The following is a 19,015-nucleotide window of genomic DNA, read 5'->3' as shown; positions in this document are numbered from 1 at the left end:
AAGGAGAAATAATTAATCATGGGACAAACAATTAACCCAACAGGAAAGAAAATAATAAAAGTAGAAACAGAGTTTTGTGGCCGAAAGCTTAGCCTGGAGGTAGGCAGAGTTGGGTTTAGAACTACTGCTTCTGTCATTGCTCGTTATGGTGATACCGTAGTTCTTGCTTCAGCAATGGTCGGTGATAAGCCACTTGAAGGTTTTGACTACTTTCCTTTAAGTATTGACTACGAAGAAAAAATGTATGCATCAGGAAAGATCAGTGGCTCACGATTTATAAAAAGAGAAGGACGCCCAAGCGAAGATGCAATTCTGATCGGTCGATTAATAGATAGACCGATTCGCCCGTTATGGCCAAAGGGTTACAGACACGAGGTTCAGGGTGTGGCTACTGTCTTGAGTATGGATCCTAGCTTTAGGCCAGATATGATAGCAATGTTAGCTATAAGTTCAGCATTTATGTTAACTGGTGCGCCATTTGATGGTCCAGTTGCGGGTGTGAGAGTTGGTTTTAAAAATGGTAAACCTGAGGCCTTTTTGAGTGCTAAAGAGCTAGAGAATAATAAACTAGATTTGGTTGTGGCGGGCAAAAAAGATACTGTTATGATGGTTGAAGCTGGAGCGAACGAGGTCACCGAAGAAGAACTATTAAGTGCCCTGGAGTACGCCAGCAAGGTTATTAAGCCAGCTATTGAACTTCAAGAGGAGTTAGCAAAGAAGGTGGGTGTAGTTGCTCAAGAATTTGAGCTAAGTTTACCAGATAGCGACATACAAGAACGTGTAGCAACTTGGCTAGAAGGAAGGTTAGGGGCTCAGCTTCGCGCACCATATCCAGAGAGAAATGATCTAGTAAATGATTTACGGGATCAAATGCGTGAGCATTTTATCGCAGAAATTGGAGAAGAAGTTTTTGCGGAACAGCGTCAAGAATATGATGATGCTTTTATATTGGCGATTCATAAAGACGTACGCGAAGGAATTATTAAAGAAGGAATTCGTCCGGATGGTCGTGCATTAACCGAAGTTAGGACTTTGTCTAGCGAAACTGGAATTTTGCCTAGAGCTCACGGTTCAAGTTTATTTACGCGTGGATTAACTCAGGCTATGAATATCGTGACCCTGGCTCCTCTTAGCTATGCTCAGTTGATTGACACCATGGAAAAGGACGAAGAAAAGCGTTACATGCATCACTATAACGCACCTGGATATACAGTTGGTGAGGTTCGTAGGTTAGGTAGTCCAGGGCGTAGAGAAATTGGACACAGTGCACTTGCCGAAAGGGCTTTGGTTGCGGTTTTGCCAGACGAGGCTACATTCCCATATGCCATTCGTTCGGTTTCCGAAATTATGAGCCAGAACGGCTCTACTTCAATGGCGGCTACTTGTTCTAGTTGCTTGGCCTTGCTAGATGCTGGTGTTCCACTAAAGCGACCAGTTAGCGGTATTGCCATGGGGCTAATGATGGATGGTGATAAGCCGGTTATATTGAGTGATATTGCTGATGCTGAGGATTTTGCGGGAGATATGGATTTTAAGGTTACCGGAACAGAAAAGGGTATAACGGCACTTCAGATGGATATGAAGGTTCATGGCTTATCTGTTAAGGTACTAGCTAGTGCGCTGGAGCAGGCAAAAGTCGGCCGAAGCCACATCCTAAAACATATGCTAGAAACCATTAACAGTCCAAAAGAGATGAGTAAATATGCACCTCGTGTAGAAGCAATCAAGATTAATCCAGATAAAATTCGTGATGTTATTGGAAAGGGTGGAGAAACAATAAATAAAATAATTGCCGAGACTGGTGCCGAAATTGATATCAAAGATGATGGTACTGTAATGATTGCCAGCCCAGATAAACAATCCATAGATTCTGCGGTAGCTTGGGTTAAAAGTTTAACCGCTGAGCCAGAAGTTGGAAAGATCTATCAAAACTGTCGAGTAGTTAGCGTATTAGAGTTTGGTGCTTTCGTAGAGATCATGCCAGGACACGAGGGCCTAGTTCATGTTAGCGAAATGAAGGAAGAGCGGGTTAATAAACCCAGTGACGTCGTTAAAGAAGGCGATGAGGTAGACGTTAAATTAGTGGCAATTGATGACCGTGGTCGGTTACAATTAAGTATGAAGGCAGTTGCTCGAGAAAAGAAGAAATAAAAGAAGTATATGTCCACTAAGCAATATTCAAAATATAACAGAGCTTTCCGATTTTATGATAGCTCTGTGGGGCATCTAGTTCTAATGATGATTGTTTGGGTTGTTGGTTATAGCTTTTTTTGGGTTGCGGTGGATACTGGCAGTACATTACAATGGCTTCTAGTTATCTTTAGTTTATTTTATGGGATTTATCATCTGGTACAAGCTATCAGATTGTTCGTTAAAAAGTTATGGCACAAAACAAACAGCAAGGCTTAAATAATATTGCCTCGTCAATTGTTGACGATAATATATGTCCGGAATTAGCAAAAGGGGCGACTCAGCTAGTGTTCGGAAGTGGTAATCCAGATGCTGATTTGGTTTTTGTTGGTGAAGCACCTGGCAAAAACGAAGATTTACAAGGCAAGCCATTTGTCGGAGCATCAGGTAAGCTTCTTGATGAGATGCTAGACTCAATAAGTCTTTCAAGAGAGGATGTTTATATAACCAACATCGTTAAGTATCGACCACCTAATAATCGCGATCCTTTACCAGCAGAAAAACGAGCCTTCTTACCATATTTGCAAGCCCAAATAGAGGTAATTCATCCCAAAATAGTCATCCCACTAGGTAGACATAGTATGAATTGCTTCTTACCAGATTTGCAGATAGGCAAAGTTCACGGTCAGGCTCATCGTATTTTTTGGCCGATCACAGCCGACACTGGCGAAGAAAAAGGTATTAATATAACAGTCTTGCCTTTATATCATCCAGCGATGGCCTTATATAACAGGAGTATGCAAAGTGTTCTTTTTGACGACTTTAGACATATCCTAAAAGTTTTACTAGAAGTTTAATTTCATTTTTAAAAAAGGAGAAGAAGTTAATGAACCAAAATCAACCAAATAATAAACAAAATAACAAAACGAGACCAACTATAAATAATAATCCTAAAAGAAACCCAAAACAATCAAATAAACCAACGAATGGAGGGCGCAGTACATCAAGGGGCGCCGCAATACGCGCCCAAAAACGTAGTCTTGATGATGCGCAAAAAATGATAGATCAATATACCTCTGCGTCTCAAAAGCCAGGCTTAAAGCCAAGAGCTAACACTATAGTTGATGATTTTGACAAGTTGAAGATAACATTTTTGGGTGGGCTTGAGGACGTTGGCGAAAAAAACTGCACCATCATTGAGTATCAAAACGACGCAATCATTCTAGATTGTGGAAATAACCTAGGGGTTGATTTGCCAGGTATTAATTATGAAATTGTTGACCCAACATACCTAGAGGGCATCAGGCATAAAATAAAAGCTTATGTAATAACTCATGGACATCTGGATCATATTGGTGGATTGAAGCACATCGTGCCGAAGTTCCCAGCCCCTATATATGGATCTCGATACTCTATCGGAATTGTAGAAAAGACATTTGATGATGTGCCGGCCGGTCAAGAGCATTTTGAGCCAAAAACTGTGGTAATGAATATGGATGGTCATGAAAGATTAAAGATAGGAAACTTTTTTGTAGAATTATTAAGAATCACACACTCTATACCCGATGCTAGTTCTGTGGTGATTGATTCTCCAGTTGGGCGAATTATTGCAACTGGCGATTTTAGACTAGACCCAGAACCATTAGATAACAAACCAAGTGACACAGAGAGACTTAAACAGTTGGGCGATGAAGGCGTTTTACTGCTTCTAACAGAGAGTAGTTATTCAGATGCCGAAGGACGAACACCGACCGAACATACTTTACAACAGAGTTTTCACGATATCATTAAAAATACTCAAGGGCGTATATTTTGTGCAGTTTTTTCAAGCAATATGAACCGTATCCAAATGATTATTAACTCGGCGGTTGAGTCAGGGCGTAAGGTTGCCCTAGATGGACGAAGCATGATGGCCTATGCTGAAATTGCTGTCCGTCAAGGTATTTTAAAGGTACCAAAAGGTACTATTATGGCTATGAAAGATGCTACAAATGTGCCTGATGAGCAACTATTGGTAATGTGTACCGGTGGTCAGGGCGAGCCAAACGCTGCCTTACAGCGGATGAGCGAAGGCAATCATCAATACATTAAACTTAAGCCTGGAGATACAGTAGTGGTAAGTTCTTCGCCAATTCCTGGTAACGAGGTTAGATATGACGCCATTGGAAATAATCTTGCAAAGCTTGGAGTACATTTATATCGTCACCCAACCCACGAGGTGGATGGCTGTGGCCCATTGCACGTATCGGGGCACGCTCGACGAGATGAGATGAGAGATATGATTAACCTTGTGCGTCCTAAGTTCATTATTCCAGTTCATGGCGGTATGCTAAGGCGACGATACCATGCTGAACTGGCTATTGAGGAAGGTTGGAAGCGTGAGTCTACAGTCTTGGCAAATAATGGTGATAGTTTTTTGATTTCTGAAAATAAAGTTGAGCCTGTTGGACAAGTGCCTCACGGCAGTTTGCTTGTTGACCAAACAGGTTCCGTTGTCAGTAATATTGTTGTAAAGGATAGAATAATATTAGCTGGTGAGGGAATGATGGCTGTTGTATTAACCGTTGACCGCAAGACCGGAACACTACTAACAAGCCCTGACATCTTGACACGAGGGTTCATCTATATTCGCGATTCAGAAGAGTTAATGAATGGTTTGCGCACAGAATTAAGACGAGCCGTTGTTCAGCGATTTAAGAGGGTAGATCTCGATAGATTCAAACAAGAGCTCAAAGACCACGTCACTCACTATTTATATGATCAGACTCAGCGTTCGCCAATTGTGATACCGGTTGTTAATGTTGTTGGCGGTAAACAAGGTGGCAACAATGAAAAACAGAACAACCCTAACAAAAAATCTGCAGAAAAAACTCCAGAACAAATTGAAAAAGACCAACAAGAACGTTTTGCGGCATTACGTGCAAAATTACTGAATTCAAAATAAATATAAATACCAGGGTGATGAAGGTGTTAGGTGGCAAAGATAGGGCCTATCAAAAATAGTTAAAGTGTATTGTAAAATATATTGCATTGTATTTGAATAAACATGTATAATACTGCTTAAGTTTGAATAAACGAGAGGGTCATACATGAGTTTAAACTCAATAACAGTAAAAATAGACAGAATATCATACAGTGTCACTGATGGCAATAGATTGGGGAATTGGGTTCACTGAACTAAAACGGAACAAGCCCTCCTTCCGTAAGTTAGTTGACACTACTTACTTTAACGGCTTGTTCCGTTTTAGTTCAGTGAACCCACTAGATCAGTCTTGACAAAAAAGCATAAGCGTGGTAATATGATTACTATCGACTGACAAACAAAAACCTATAAAACTAAAAAAGGAACAAAAAAATGAGTACAGATGTACTACAAAAACCAGAAAAAGAAACACCACAATTAAGTGCAGGCAGAATTGAAGAATTGATTGCAGAGCATGCTTCTTCAACAGAGGGTAAAACTCAAGAACAGGCTAAACAAGAGTTAGAAAATCCTGGCAAAGAAGACCAAGAAACATGGAATCGATTTGCAAATGGTGAACCGGCTAAGCAGGAGAATGAAGGGGCATTAAACGAAATATTGCCTCAACCCGAGAATGTAGACCCTACAACTAAACAACTTGGCGAAACGGCAGTTGAAGCTACAACTCAACACTTAAACCAGGCAAGTTAATACAAACTGTGTTAATCATTAATGAGAGTCCTGCTAGGCTCTCATTTTTTGTGTAAAAACACAACAATATTGACATACGTTGTAAAATTTGCTATAATAGAGTTATTGTTAATGCTTTATGCAACAATAACCAAAACAGTAATGATATAATTAATCAGTTATGGCAAGAAAAAGAAAAAGACAAGCAAGAAAGAAACAGGCCGAAGTAGTAGAGCGCTCACCGTTCTGGGCTATGGCCGGTGGTGTATTAATGATTTTGCTGGCATTATTTACATTACTTGGTGGGTTTGGTGCTGGCGGTCCTTTGCCAGAGGGTCTTTTCAAGGTTGCATATACAATTTTTGGTCTTGGCGCTTACATGGTGCCTATTGCTCTGATATTCTTTGGTGTAATTAAGTTTACGTCTGAAGATCACCGTATTCCGCTAAGCAAAGCAGTTAGCATGCTTGCATTTCTTATACTATTTGCCACCTGGCTTCATGTAGCGTTTGTATCAGGAGATGCAGTCAGTGGTTTTAGTGGTGGATTTGGGGGGAAGGTTGGTGCGTTAATAGGCAACACGACTCTCGGTGCAATTACACAAATCCCTGCATCAATAATGTTTTTCATATTTTCACTACTGGCATTTTTCTTTGCTTTTAATATATCACCAGATATATTCCTGAAATTTGGCGCTATATTTAAGCGAGACAAAGAAGAGGATTCTGAGCTTGCTGATCTAAAAAAGAATTCAGGATTTGTGTTAAATGAGGGTGTTCCAGTAGAGCATAGTGGCACTAAATCAAGGGCTTTAAAAAATAGTGTTCAGAAACTCACTGCCGAAGAGAACCACGAAGCATTGACCGTTAAGAGTGATCCATCGTGGAAATTGCCGAGTATTAGCTTGCTAAACCAGGAGCAAGACAAGGCAGATCCTGGTGATGTTGAGGCTAAGGCGCAATTGATTAGTGATTCATTTGCTAATTTTAATATTAATGTTGAAATGGAGGGCGCAAATGTTGGGCCTAGGGTAACTCAATACACATTGAAGCCTGGTAACGGCGTAAAATTGAGTAAACTCGCTGGGTATGCCGATAATTTGGCCTATGACTTAGAGGCCACATCAATAAGGATTGAAGCGCCAATACCAGGAAAAAGGGCGGTAGGTATCGAGATTCCAAACAAAAGATCGGCGACAGTTCGCATTAGTAGCGTTTTGCAATCACCAGAGTGGAAGAAATTGAGTGGGCCATTAGGCTTTGTTATTGGAAAAGATATATCAGGCTTACCTGTAACAGCAGATTTAGCCAAGATGCCTCACCTACTTGTAGCAGGGCAGACTGGTTCTGGTAAGTCGGTTATGATTAATACGATTCTTACGAGTTTGCTGTATCGAAACAGTCCTAGTGATCTTAAGTTGGTTCTAGTTGATCCAAAGCAGGTAGAACTTAAGCCTTACGATGATATACCTCATCTGTTAACAGAGGTGATTACCGAACCAGAAAAGTGTATTAGTGCTCTAAAATGGACTGTAGCAGAGATGGAACGTCGATATAAAGCGATGAGCGAAATACGTGTACGCAATATTGTTGAGTATAACAATAAAAAGAAAGAGGAAGGAATGCCATATATCGTTGTTGTGATAGACGAATTGGCGGACCTAATGATGGTAGCGGCGCGCGATGTAGAGGCTCTTATTGTGAGGATCGCTCAAAAGGCTCGAGCAGTCGGTATTCACTTGATTTTGGCAACACAACGACCAAGTGTCGATGTTATTACCGGACTCATTAAGGCTAATGTTCCAGCTAGGATTGCATTCACTGTGGCTAGCCAGGTGGACTCAAAGACTATTATTGATAAGGCTGGTGCCGAAAAGCTACTTGGGCAAGGTGATATGTTGCTCTTGACTGCAGATATGCCTAAGGCTAAACGTGTTCAAGGTGCTTTGATTACTGACGAAGAGACAAACAAGGTTACTGATTTTATTCGCGATCAAAGAGAGCCGAACTATGATGATGAGGTTGTGAGTCAACCAGTTCAGCTAAATGGTCGCGGAGGTGTCGTAAGTGATGGAGGAAGTGCAGTGGACGATCCTATGTATAAAGAGGCGGTTAGCGTTGTTGTAGAAAGTCGCAAGGCAAGCACAAGTTACTTGCAGAGGAGACTACAAGTAGGTTACGGGCGAGCCTCACGATTTATCGACACGATGGAAGAGCAAGGGATAGTTGGTCCAGCCAAAGGCTCTAGACCAAGAGATGTTTTGATTGATTCTATGGATAGCGTATCGGGGCAAGAGGAATCTTACGAGCCAGAGTCAGAAGAATCGTAATGTCAATAATTGACTTGCATAGTTAACAAAAATTGCTTACGATTAGATAGAAACAAAAACGGTTCAACAAATTAGAGCCGGCTGAGGGTAGATTTTATATACTATTTACCTTTGACCGGTTCTTTTTTGTCTAGAGCCCTTCAGAGCTCTTTAAGGACTGAATTTCGGAAGCGGTTGGCCAAGAGTTGAAGGCGCAACCTTGCAAGCTAATTGATTGCTGTTGCATAACGGGGGCGGGCTGTCCAATCCCACCACAATATCGATGAGAAAAGCCTAACCAATGACCCGTTTCGTGGTTGATTACCATTGTGCGATACCTATCTAGCGATCCACCTGCATTGTTCCAGGCTGGGCTAGCACCGGACCATCTATCAAAATTTATAATTACGTTATTACCAACCCGACAACTCCATATACTGTCACAGATAGTTGAACTAAAGCTGGGAACCAGATCAGCTCTTGTTAGCCACGCGGTATAGTTGCATCCACTAGTAACTTCTACGAACCTTATTTGACCACCAACTGACCATCCTCTAGCGTCTGCGTAAACCTCTTGCAATTTACTCCTGAAAGTTCCAAGATATGACGAGTCTACGCCTTTTGCAGATACACAATATGTGTAGGTAATCTGTTTTTTTGGCGCTGATTGAATGGATAGCTCAGTATTTTTTGATGACTGAAGTGATTTGGCCATCTGGTCTATAAGCTGTTGTTTGTTTCCGGGGGATACGTTGAGCTGTTTCGCAATACTCATGATTAGTTCACTAATTCTTGTTAGAGATAAGACATAAGTATTATCTTTAGGCTCATATAGGCTAGCAATCTGGGCTTTGGTGACTGATTTTGATTGACTATCAAATTTGATGGTTATTACTGTATTTAGGCTGTCATTAAGCTTAGCCGTTTCTTCTTCTGGGTTGAAATTTGATTGAGGTGGATCTTCTTTTTTTTGTTGCAAGTCAACGGTGGTTTTGTTGTTATGGAGTTGCTCGGTGATTGCTTTTGTTGATGCATCGATATCTAGGGTTATTGGTGCTTTGGCTGAGACAGCTTTGAACTTTGTGTTTTCTAGCTCTACATGAGCAGGTACGGCGTTTGTCTCTAGTTCTTTTCGAACTGACTCGAGATACTTATTTGTAGTTTCGGTATTGGCGCTAAAAGAAGCGGATGTTTTGTTTGTTTTTAGTAGGTTGATCATGGGGATAATTGCACGATTTTGTATAATTTGATTAATAATCGAATCATAGTTTATTGATATCCCTAAGTCGTGTGGTGTAGACTCTTTGGACTTATCGCCTAGCTTTAGGGTTATTTTTTGAGGTGGATCGACAATCTGTTTGGTTTTGGATTTTATTTCTGTGTAATTTTGTGATCCGATTAATTGATTGTTTAGCATTGTTTTGGGATAGGTTTTGTTTTTGTACATCTGGTGTATCATTACATTCGTCACTAACAATACTCCAACTATTCCTACGATGATGTAGGCAATTCTTTTCTGAGTAAGTATGACTGTTCGTTTGTTACTGCTTTTAACCTTGGTTGATTTTCTGCTTACGAGGCTCATTACAGCATGATATAGCATCTGTTTAATTTTGACAAACAGAGGTCAGTTTGGTACACTAAACGAGTTAGTAACTTTTCTGCTCACGGTTCCTTAAGACATGTGGGCAAACCCAAAGAAAGGAGAGGTTTTGAATAAGTACGAACTAGCTGTGCTATACCATCCGGATCTTGAAGTAGATCTTGATAAGGGTGAAATGCGCGTCAAGAAAATTATCGATGACAATATGGGAAAGATTGTTGACACCGATATTTGGGGCAAAAAAAAGCTTGCCTATCCAATAAATAAACTAGAGTCAGCTGTATATGTTTTTTATACAGTTGAGCTTAATCCAACAGTTCTTGCAAAGATAGAAGCGACACTTAATATCACAGATGAAGTAATCCGATATTTAATTGTTAAGATTGACGAAAAAGAGCAAGCAAAGATAAAAGAGCTTAAAGAAACTGCTGAAAAGAAAAAAGCTCAGCAAGTAACTGAAAATACACAAGCACAAGAAGAAACAGAGGAGTAAATATACTACACTAATAGGTATAAGGGAGAAGTGCTATGGCAAAAGGTTTTAACAAAGTAATATTAATGGGCAATCTAACACGGGATCCAGAGGTGCGGACTACGCCAAATGGTCAGAGTGTAGCAAACTTTTCGATTGCCGTGAATCGCACCTGGAAGGGTTCGGATGGCAGTCAGCAAGATTCAGTTAGCTATATCGACTGTGTGGCATGGGGTAGAACTGGTGAGGTTATTGCTCAATATATGCAAAAAGGTCGACCAATTTTAGTTTCTGGACGTCTAGATCAACGAAGTTGGGAACAAGATGGCCAAAAGCGAAGCAAAGTAGAGGTTGTTGTTGAAGACTTTAACTTTGTTGGCGGTGGTTCTGGTGACTTTAACGGAAACGAGTCATCACGTAGCTCAAGTAATAGTTCAAGTAAAAATAACGACGCAGTAGAAGTGGATGACGTTAGTGATGAGGCAATCAACCTCGACGACATTCCATTTTAGGGGGCATATTTTAAAGACATATACTGCGCACAGCAATAGATATCTATCTAGGTAGATTCGAGAAGTAAGGAGATTTATATAATGGCAAAAATTTTTAGAAAAAAAGAAGAAGTTGCATTTTTCGACTACAAAGACTTTAAGACGTTACAGCGATATGTAAATGTTTATGGACAAATTGAAGGTCGGAAAAAATCTGGATTAACCGAAAGTCAGCAACGACATCTTGCACGAGCAATCAAGCGTGCCCGACATCTTGCGCTATTACCATTTGTAGCAAAGGGTTAAATAATGGCATTTGGAATCACAGACCTAAAGAAGGGAACATTATTTCAATTTAATGGCGAGCCTTTTAAGGTTATTGACTATTCGCAGAAAGTTATGGGTCGTGGAGGTTCGATCGTTAATGTTCGAATAAAAAGTTTGCTTGATGGTAAGGTTCTTGAAAAGACCTTCAAAGGCAATGAACAGTTAGATCCCGCTGAAGTCGTTAATAAGAACGTCCAATACCTGTACAGTGATGGTTCAATATACTTTTTTATGGAAGATGAAACTTATGAACAATTTGAAGTATCTTCGGAACTGATCGGTGATCAATCGGGGTATCTAAAAGAAGGAGACAAAGTTATTGTTCAGCTTTTTGATGGCCGTATTATTAACGTGGAGCTACCCAAGAATGTTTATTTAAAAGTCACGTATGCAGAGGATGTAGTTAAGGGTGATACGACCAGTAGTGTTTTGAAAGACGCCGAGCTTGAAACTGGTGTTAAGGTGAAGGTTCCGGCATTTATTAAGGTTGGCGACGTTATTAGTGTCGATACAGCAACTGGTGCATATCGTGAACGTAAAAAAGATTAAATAATTGCATGTCAAACCCAGAAATAGATATTTCCTGGAAGAGTTGTTTCTGGCGTCGAAGCCATCGACGTTTAGTGAGGCCATTTGTAGAAGGTGCAATTGAACTCGCTCATCAGACGGCAGAGTATATTGGCATTGACTATAGTCAGCCTAAGATTGCGCAAATAAAGCGCTGTGGTAATAGTTATCCTGCAGTTGCCGAGAATGAGGATGCAACTGGCTTTAGTTTGTTTATTCGAGTTGACGATTATCGGCGAAGGAAGGTTGAGAAAAAGTTTGGTGCCTACGTAGTGGCATCGGTTCACGAATTGACGCATGCCGCAAGATACGAAAGGTTCGCTGGCTGGAATTTGATAGAAGAGATTGCTAGTGAGGGTTTGGCGCATGTCGCAGAAGATATTGCATCTTCCGAACTTGGTTTAACTGAGCAATCTTTTTTCATGGATTTAGAGAGTTGCGGTTATAGCAATCATCATCAGACTAAGTCTGAACTTGTTACGCAGATAGAAGAAGCTAATGGTTCCGAAGAGCTTGCGGATATTATGATGGACAGATGGTTTAACTGGAGTTCACCGTATTTAGACGAAGGTTCGGTTTTTGGGATTATAGAGGTGAATCGGCGACTTGCCGAAGGTAATACTATAAACGAACTTCTAGATTGGCCACCGGAGAAAGTACTGGATTTGTAATGACAAAATTTCGCTTAGATCAAACATTGGTTGCGCAGAAGTTGGTAGCCACAAGGAGCCAAGCCGAAAGCCTTATCAAGCTTGGAGAGGTTCAGGTAAACGGGAAGATTATTATAAAACCTAGTTATTATGTTAGCCCTAGCGACAACGTGGTTGTTACAGCGAATGAACGATATGTATCAAGGGCTGGTTTAAAGTTGGCATCTGTTTCTAAGATATTTGATCTGGACTTTAATAATAAAGTAGTCTTAGATGTTGGCTCTTCAACAGGGGGTTTTACGGATTTTGCTTTGCAACATGGTGCAAAAAAGGTTATTGCGGTTGATGTTGGCACTAATCAGCTTCACACAAAACTTCGTCACAACGAAAGGGTTGAGCTACACGAACAAACCGATATACGTAGTTTTTCTACGAAACAAAATATTGATATGGTGGTTATGGATGTAAGCTTTATTAGTCTAAGAGAGGTATTACCATATATTAAAAGAATTGCACCACGGGCGACAATAGTCGCTATGGTTAAGCCACAGTTTGAAACTGGCGCAAATCTTAAGAATAAAGGTGTCATCAAAAACGAAAAGGTGCGCAGAGAAATTCTTAAAGATTTTGAATTATGGGTAAAAGATTTGTTCGTTATTGCTAACAAGTCCGATAGCAAAGTAAGTGGCGCAAAAGGCAATCTTGAACGCTTTTATCTATTAAAAGCTAAATCTGTCCTGTGACTATAGTGTAGTTGTCGTATACTAGATAACATGCCACAAACAAGTTATCGACGGCATACAGAATCGCCTCAGAAACCCACCAAATCAAGGCATCTTCGCTCAGGTACTGTATTGTTTATGGCTATACTGATGATAGCTGTAGTGGCTTGGTTACTTTTAGCCAAGAAGAAGGCGCACAGTCCGTCAACGCCAACAAATCAGTCAACTAATCAACAACCTACCAGTAATACTAATGAATCATCAAGTCAAGAAAAGACGCTACCCAATATTCAATCAACAATCGATGAATTCATAAAAAATAATCCCGGTACCTATGCAATTAAAATAACAGATATCAATGGTCGATCGCTGGCAGAAGTTAACGGGGATCAACAATTTTTCACAGCAAGTATATACAAATTATTTGTAGCATACGTGGGTTATCAAAAGATAGATGACGGGACTTATGATCTTAATGAACCTTATATTACTGGATATACAAGAGGCGAGTGCCTAGATGCTATGATTCGTGCGTCTTACAGTCCATGTGCAGAAAAAATGTGGGCTGAATTAGGCAAAGAATCCATTACCGAACAGATGAAATCTTATGGACTCATCAATACCTCTTTAACTGGCTTATATACTTCTGCTAACGACTCAGCAATAATGTTACAAAAGATTGCGAAAGGTGAGGGGCTTAGCGTGAATTCAAAGAAGTCTTACCTGGATTCTATGAAATCTCAAGATTCAAAGTTTCGCATAGGCTTGCCAGCTGGGTTTACAAAATCAATAGTATACAACAAAGTTGGTTGGAATGAAGATAAAGAGTGGCACGATACAGCGATAATTGAACTGCCAAATGGCCAAAAGATTGTAGTCGCTATACTTACTACAGGCGTTGGATATAAAACGATTGCCCAGCTAGGCGCAAAGATCGAACAGGCTTTACTAAAGTAACTTTTTGAGGGCTGACTTATCAATAATAGTAATATAACCCTGAGTAGTGGTTATTAGCCCTTTTCGTTCAAGAACACCAAGCTCTCGACTAGTTGTCTCGCGTGTTGCATTTATGGAGCTCGCTATATCCTGTTGTTTTAGGGGTACATTTATTAATACACCCTCAGGGCAATCTTTGCCAAATCTCATAGCCATAGTTAAAATAAACGACACAAGTCTTTCTCTTACGCTTCTATACTCAAGATTTAATATTCTTTCTGAATGAATTCTGTACTGTTTGACTATAAGATCAATAAAGGGGTAGAGAACGTCAGTATTACTGGTCAAGAATTTGGTAAATTCTTCACGGTTAACTTTATATACAGTAGTCGGAGACAAGGCTTGGTATATGATACTCCGTCCTTGTCCGGTAACGGCCCAGATTAGTGGAAATATTTCGTGAGGTTTTCTGATGATAAGGAGGTTTTCTTCACCGTATTTACTAATGTTGAATGCCTTAACAAGACCGCTTTCAATATAGAAAACATATTCCGGTGATTCGCCAGGGCGAATTATGTACTCTCCTTTATTGTAGGATAGTAACTTGCCGTGCTTAAAAAGGCTAAGAAATAGTTCTAGTTGACTATCATTACCCAACATAGACATATTATGACACAAAGAGCAATATTTTGTAGTATTTGTGATAAATCTCGCATTAAGGCTGTGCCTTTCTTAACTGTATTTATTGAACCCAAGTGAGAATATATATGTGTAAGGAGGGGTACGGATATGATTGATTTGAAAAAAGTTGATGCACAACTATTTAACGTAGGTATGCGAAATCGTTTCTTTGCTAGGCCTGAGGTTAAGGAGTTATGTCATATTTTGGCCCCAAACGAGATGATTAATCACGCTGTAGTAGGGCAGTACGAAGGTGGATTTGCATTAATGGTTGCAACTGATCGTCGTGCTTTGTTGATAGATAAAAAACCTTGGTTCCTAACAATGGAGGATATTCGATATGACATGATTTCAGAGGTCGATTATTGTGCCCGTATGTTGGATGCAACATTATCTATAATTACGATAAATAAAACATTAGCCTTTACTAGTTGGCGCAAGACAAGATTACGAGATCTAGTTAAGTATATTCAGCATCGAGTTATGGAACTTCGACATATTGATGATGGATGGTCTCAGCCTAACGAATTGCCCCAGAACTTGCCCGCGCAAAGTTATTCGTCTTTCTCAAGCACGATTCAGCCTAGCATACAGGATGATTTTGCAAGTAGCTACAAAAGGCAAATTCAGGTACATTCCTTGGCGCACGTAGCCGGCAAGATGGCGACGGATGAATTTTTGAATCCGCGACCTTTCGTAAAACCTTTATATCTGAGACCGTCTTTGATTGCCAAGTATAAACATAGCGGATTCACACCTAAGCCGACTACTACACATTAAATCTAAACTCAACTACGTCGTCTGGTTGCATTATATAGGTTTTTCCCTCTGTGCGAACCTTTCCAGTGGACTTTGCGTTCTGCTCACTGCCATACTTAACAAGATCGTGAAAATTGATAATTTGCGCGACTATAAATCCACGTTCAAAATCTCCGTGGATAACACCTGCCGCTTGTGGTGCGGTTGAACCTTTTTTGATTGTCCACGCACGAACTTCTTTTTCTCCAGCGGTCAGATAACTTTGCAGACCTAAAGTATCGTAGGCTATATGAATAAGTTGTTCTAGGCCAGAAGACGTAATATCATAGCTTGCTAGTAACTCTTGTTTATCTATGGGATCTAGGCTTTTAACTTCTTCTTCTAGCTTAGCGCAGACAAATATTACCTTTGCATGAGGAACTAAATTTTTAAGCTCGGCTAACTTTGCTTTATTGGCTAGGGTTTCTTCATCAACATTGTAAACATAAATAACTGGCTTTGCTGTTAATAAATGCAGATCTTCGAATTCCTTTAACTGCTCATCACTAAACCGACTATTTATTGGATGATTATCGTTAAGGCACTGTTTAATTTTCTCTAAGCAATCTGTCAGGTTTTTTAGTTTTGGATTAGCCTTAGCTTCTTTGGTAAGTTTTGGTAATCTTTTTTCTACTGTCTGAAGATCTGCAAGCACTAACTCGGTGTTGATAATATCGATATCCTTTTTTGGTGAGTGAGTGCCGTCAACATGTTGTATGTCCTTGTCTTCAAAAGCGCGAACAACGTGACAAATGGCGTTACAACTACGAATATTTGCTAAAAATTGATTACCCAGTCCTTCGCCATTGCTTGCTCCAGCCACAAGACCAGCTATATCGACAAATGTTACGGTTGCTGGAACGATATTTGATGATCGGTATATCTCAGCCAGTTTATTAAGTCTTTCATCTGGGATGGGTACAATTCCAGTATTTGGTTCAATAGTGGCAAAAGGGTAGTTTGCTGCCAAGATATTACTGTTTGTCAAGGCATTAAAAAGAGTGCTTTTGCCGACATTCGGCAAACCAACAATACCAATGGATAAACTCATTACTCATATTATAACAGAGATAATAATACTTACTAACACAGAAAATAGTAGTAATAAAATATGTTTGATAAACACAAGCAGTGTAGTACAATACTAATTAATCATGGTGTCTGATCAGCAGTCTACAAGCAGTAGCAGATTTAATCGCAAAAAAGAAAATATATTTGCACGTCTGTTAAATGCAATCAAAAAGAGCACTACTAAGCAAAAAATTTTGTATCTTTTGATCTTGTGCGCGTTCGTCGCTATTTTAGGGGTCTTAATTTATAAGGCTAGCAAAGATAAGTTGCAAACAAACACAGTAATACCTATGGAAAAGCAGGAGATAGATCAAGATACAGTAGATAAGGCGCTCAATCAATTACAATCAGACCCTTCTTCAATACCATCCGGTACATTTATGCCAGAAAAAGGGGATTATTTTATGACAGACAAGAGCAATAAGGGAAACAACCAACAATGAATATTGAGCTCACAATAGTTAAAATGGTTAATTCTCGTAAGCAAGTAATTACTACAAGTCTTATTATTGCAATATCTATACTAAGTATAAGTTTGCTGACATCTAGTAAAGTTTTTGCTGGAGGTGGAATTGGTGGGGGTGGTAATGCCTCTGGTGGCCCATCTGGAGGTGGAGGTTATAGTACTCGGAATGGCCATGGCTGGATGGTCTATGATATTAATGGTCCAGGACCAAGCGGGGGTTTTAGGAGTGGGTCTACCTGGGGGGGTGTGCAAGGTGTTTGTCGAGGAGCAAATGCCGGTAATGTTATGATTTTTGGTATAGCAAATGGAGCAGGAAGTATAAGGGGATATAATTATGTTCAAGATTATAGCACTGGGCTTTACCCAGCAGGAACTTCTGTTGATTTTGGAAGAGCCACAGTAGTTCCATCAAGCTGGGCAAGAACCGCGTTTGACAGATTACCGAGCGAGGGTGTCGATACATCAGGTTATATTTTTGGTGGATCTAATGGTAACGTTGCTTGGTTTTGTACGGGTATAAACCCAGCTAGACATGATCCAACTGGGAGTGCTGTAGTGAGTTGTGATGGAGGGTTTCAGGGTTGGGCACTGGACGCAGACAACTTATTCGCACAACTTGGCATTGCAATCGTTATAAAGAAACCTAGCGAAACTTGGTCTTCCTCAAACTATAGCACTAGGACTACTGGCAATCAGCCAATACCGAATCCACCATTCGATACAGGGGCGCTTGCAGCATTTGGTGTTGGTGGTGATCGTGGATTTTCAGTCCCAATTCCTGACCAATTCAAGGATGGTAGTAGTTACGACTGGATTGTGATTGCAGCAAATGCAACCGGAACACCCGGCAATCCGTTAGGTATATCGACTATCGGACAGGGTAGCGCTTCTTGGAATTGCTCACCTCCTCCGGTGGGTGGGGATATTTCTGTCTCTGTTGACTGTACGAACCTAAACACAGCAGTGTTTACTTTTACCAAGAGCGGTACTATCGCGGATCAGAAAGTTATGAGTAGTATCACTACTAGTGACGGAAGATCGGTTGCTACAAATGTTCCAGGCACTATTGGAAATTCCAATTTTGGGGCAGGCATTAAGGTAACCTATTCATCAGATCCCATTACTTTACAACCTGGCCAAAAATATACTATGTCAGTTAGCGTATCTCCTGGTGACGACAGTACTACAGATAATTCTGCTAGTTGTGAATCCCAAGTGCAATCAACAAGCCCTTACTTCCGGGTTTATGGCCATGATGTAGTGGTTGGTCGTAAGTTTAAAACGCCGACTAGTACCGATTGTTCAAAGAATACTGCTTCTGTAAAAGCATTTAATAGACAGGATGGTTCCAATTGGGTTGGTGCCGGATCGCAATTTGCTGTTAGTGCCACAGGAGTTATAGATGGCTTTATGAGTGCTAGCATGCATAGTGGTAATAATGATGGAAATGAAGTACCAAAGCCACAAAATGGACTAAGCTTCTTGAACTCAGGCAATGATCCATCGACACCAATTGGTAATGATCAGAATGCATATCTTGGTTGTGTTCCTGATTATGAAAGCTTTGTGAATAATGATGGTGGATTTCCTCAACCTCCTGGTGACGTAACTATACTCACTCCTACTGCAATACCTGCTAATCACAGGCTCTACGTTAATGGTGATCTAACAATATCAGGCGACATAAAAGATAATACTGCTTCATGGTCTAGTATAGAAGACATCAATCCTATTATCATTATCGTAAAGGGTAATATCAAAATAGCATCAAATGTATCACGGGTTGATGGATTATATGTAGCTCTTGGTAGTGATGGTACTGGTGGCGAAATAAATACTTGCTCTGATCTATCAATGAGTTGCGTGAATAAGCTAACAGTTAACGGCGCCTTTGTCGCCAAAAAAGTTAAGCTTAATCGCTTGAACGGTGATGTAGCAAACGCTAGTCCAAATGAAACAAGTAACAATTCTAACATCGCCGAAGTCTTCAATTTCCCAACAGAATTCTATCTTGGCCTAAAGTTCAACATAAACCAACCACAAACTCCTACAGCTAACACTAAAAAATACGACACTATTGTTGGTTTGCCACCAGTGCTATAAAAAACTTGCTTTAAAATATAGTGCTTATGCTATAATTA

General features: G+C 40.2%; 18 protein-coding genes. 15 read left to right on the top strand and 3 right to left on the bottom strand.

The features are described 5' to 3' along the window. The first annotated feature begins 18 nt into the window (after positions 1 to 18). From pnp to H6793_01265, 5 genes are all read left to right on the top strand, one after another. Complete coding sequence (gene pnp / locus H6793_01285) at positions 19 to 2,151, top strand: polyribonucleotide nucleotidyltransferase (GenBank protein ID USN95778.1); 2,133 nt, start codon at positions 19 to 21, stop codon at positions 2,149 to 2,151. A 230-nt stretch (positions 2,152 to 2,381) separates the two neighbouring features. After that, on the top strand, positions 2,382 to 2,987 hold the full coding sequence (locus tag H6793_01280; protein ID USN95777.1) for a uracil-DNA glycosylase: 606 nt from the start codon (positions 2,382 to 2,384) through the stop codon (positions 2,985 to 2,987). A gap of 29 nt (positions 2,988 to 3,016) precedes the next feature. Next, positions 3,017 to 5,074, top strand: coding sequence for a ribonuclease J (locus H6793_01275; GenBank protein ID USN95776.1), 2,058 nt, complete (start codon positions 3,017 to 3,019; stop codon positions 5,072 to 5,074). A 411-nt stretch (positions 5,075 to 5,485) separates the two neighbouring features. Then, positions 5,486 to 5,803 (top strand): hypothetical protein, encoded by a 318-nt coding sequence (locus H6793_01270; protein USN95775.1) that lies wholly within the window; start codon positions 5,486 to 5,488, stop codon positions 5,801 to 5,803. Positions 5,804 to 5,963: 160 nt separating this feature from the next. Beyond that, positions 5,964 to 8,111 (top strand): DNA translocase FtsK 4TM domain-containing protein, encoded by a 2,148-nt coding sequence (locus H6793_01265; GenBank protein USN95774.1) that lies wholly within the window; start codon positions 5,964 to 5,966, stop codon positions 8,109 to 8,111. A 130-nt stretch (positions 8,112 to 8,241) separates the two neighbouring features. On the opposite strand, the gene H6793_01260 is transcribed toward H6793_01265, so the two are convergent. Beyond that, positions 8,242 to 9,675 (bottom strand): DUF3152 domain-containing protein, encoded by a 1,434-nt coding sequence (locus H6793_01260; GenBank protein ID USN95773.1) that lies wholly within the window; start codon positions 9,673 to 9,675, stop codon positions 8,242 to 8,244. Between the two features lie 97 nt (positions 9,676 to 9,772). Here H6793_01260 and rpsF point away from each other — a divergent pair, with 97 nt between their 5' ends. From rpsF to H6793_01225, 7 genes are all read left to right on the top strand, one after another. Then, a complete protein-coding gene (rpsF, locus tag H6793_01255; protein ID USN95772.1) occupies positions 9,773 to 10,186 on the top strand; it encodes a 30S ribosomal protein S6 in 414 nt (137 codons plus the stop codon). Between the two features lie 35 nt (positions 10,187 to 10,221). Next, the gene (locus tag H6793_01250; GenBank protein ID USN95771.1) at positions 10,222 to 10,677 is read left to right on the top strand and encodes a single-stranded DNA-binding protein; all 456 of its coding nucleotides are present in this window, start codon (positions 10,222 to 10,224) and stop codon (positions 10,675 to 10,677) included. An 81-nt stretch (positions 10,678 to 10,758) separates the two neighbouring features. Next, entirely contained in the window at positions 10,759 to 10,962 is a 204-nt protein-coding gene (locus tag H6793_01245; protein ID USN95770.1) for a 30S ribosomal protein S18, read from the top strand. Between the two features lie 3 nt (positions 10,963 to 10,965). Beyond that, positions 10,966 to 11,532 (top strand): elongation factor P, encoded by a 567-nt coding sequence (efp, locus tag H6793_01240; GenBank protein USN95769.1) that lies wholly within the window; start codon positions 10,966 to 10,968, stop codon positions 11,530 to 11,532. A gap of 8 nt (positions 11,533 to 11,540) precedes the next feature. Then, a complete protein-coding gene (locus H6793_01235) occupies positions 11,541 to 12,221 on the top strand; it encodes a hypothetical protein (protein USN95768.1) in 681 nt (226 codons plus the stop codon). Then, complete coding sequence (locus tag H6793_01230) at positions 12,221 to 12,943, top strand: TlyA family RNA methyltransferase (protein USN95767.1); 723 nt, start codon at positions 12,221 to 12,223, stop codon at positions 12,941 to 12,943. The genes H6793_01235 and H6793_01230 overlap by 1 nt, the downstream gene beginning before the upstream one ends. Before the next feature lie 30 nt (positions 12,944 to 12,973). Further along, positions 12,974 to 13,879, top strand: a complete 906-nt coding sequence (locus tag H6793_01225; GenBank protein ID USN95766.1) for a serine hydrolase — start codon at positions 12,974 to 12,976, stop codon at positions 13,877 to 13,879. On the opposite strand, the gene H6793_01220 is transcribed toward H6793_01225, so the two are convergent. Beyond that, positions 13,871 to 14,518 (bottom strand): Crp/Fnr family transcriptional regulator, encoded by a 648-nt coding sequence (locus H6793_01220; protein USN95765.1) that lies wholly within the window; start codon positions 14,516 to 14,518, stop codon positions 13,871 to 13,873. The genes H6793_01225 and H6793_01220 overlap by 9 nt on opposite strands. A gap of 129 nt (positions 14,519 to 14,647) precedes the next feature. On the opposite strand from H6793_01220, the gene H6793_01215 reads away from it, so the two are divergent. Beyond that, entirely contained in the window at positions 14,648 to 15,319 is a 672-nt protein-coding gene (locus H6793_01215; GenBank protein ID USN95764.1) for a PH domain-containing protein, read from the top strand. On the opposite strand, the gene ychF is transcribed toward H6793_01215, so the two are convergent. Beyond that, on the bottom strand, positions 15,309 to 16,388 hold the full coding sequence (gene ychF / locus H6793_01210) for a redox-regulated ATPase YchF (GenBank protein USN95763.1): 1,080 nt from the start codon (positions 16,386 to 16,388) through the stop codon (positions 15,309 to 15,311). The genes H6793_01215 and ychF overlap by 11 nt on opposite strands. Before the next feature lie 103 nt (positions 16,389 to 16,491). Here ychF and H6793_01205 point away from each other — a divergent pair, with 103 nt between their 5' ends. Together H6793_01205 and H6793_01200 are read left to right on the top strand one after the other, a co-directional pair. Continuing rightward, positions 16,492 to 16,851 (top strand): hypothetical protein, encoded by a 360-nt coding sequence (locus H6793_01205; protein ID USN95762.1) that lies wholly within the window; start codon positions 16,492 to 16,494, stop codon positions 16,849 to 16,851. Further along, entirely contained in the window at positions 16,848 to 18,977 is a 2,130-nt protein-coding gene (locus tag H6793_01200) for a hypothetical protein (GenBank protein ID USN95761.1), read from the top strand. The genes H6793_01205 and H6793_01200 overlap by 4 nt, the downstream gene beginning before the upstream one ends. Positions 18,978 to 19,015 lie beyond the last annotated feature (38 nt).

The sequence above is a fragment of the Candidatus Nomurabacteria bacterium genome (assembly GCA_023898625.1).
Lineage (GTDB): Bacteria > Patescibacteriota > Saccharimonadia > Saccharimonadales > JAGQNJ01 > HK-STAS-PATE-36.
The sequence above is the reverse complement of the archived record's forward strand: the minus strand, read 5'-3'. Positions and strand labels throughout refer to the sequence as shown.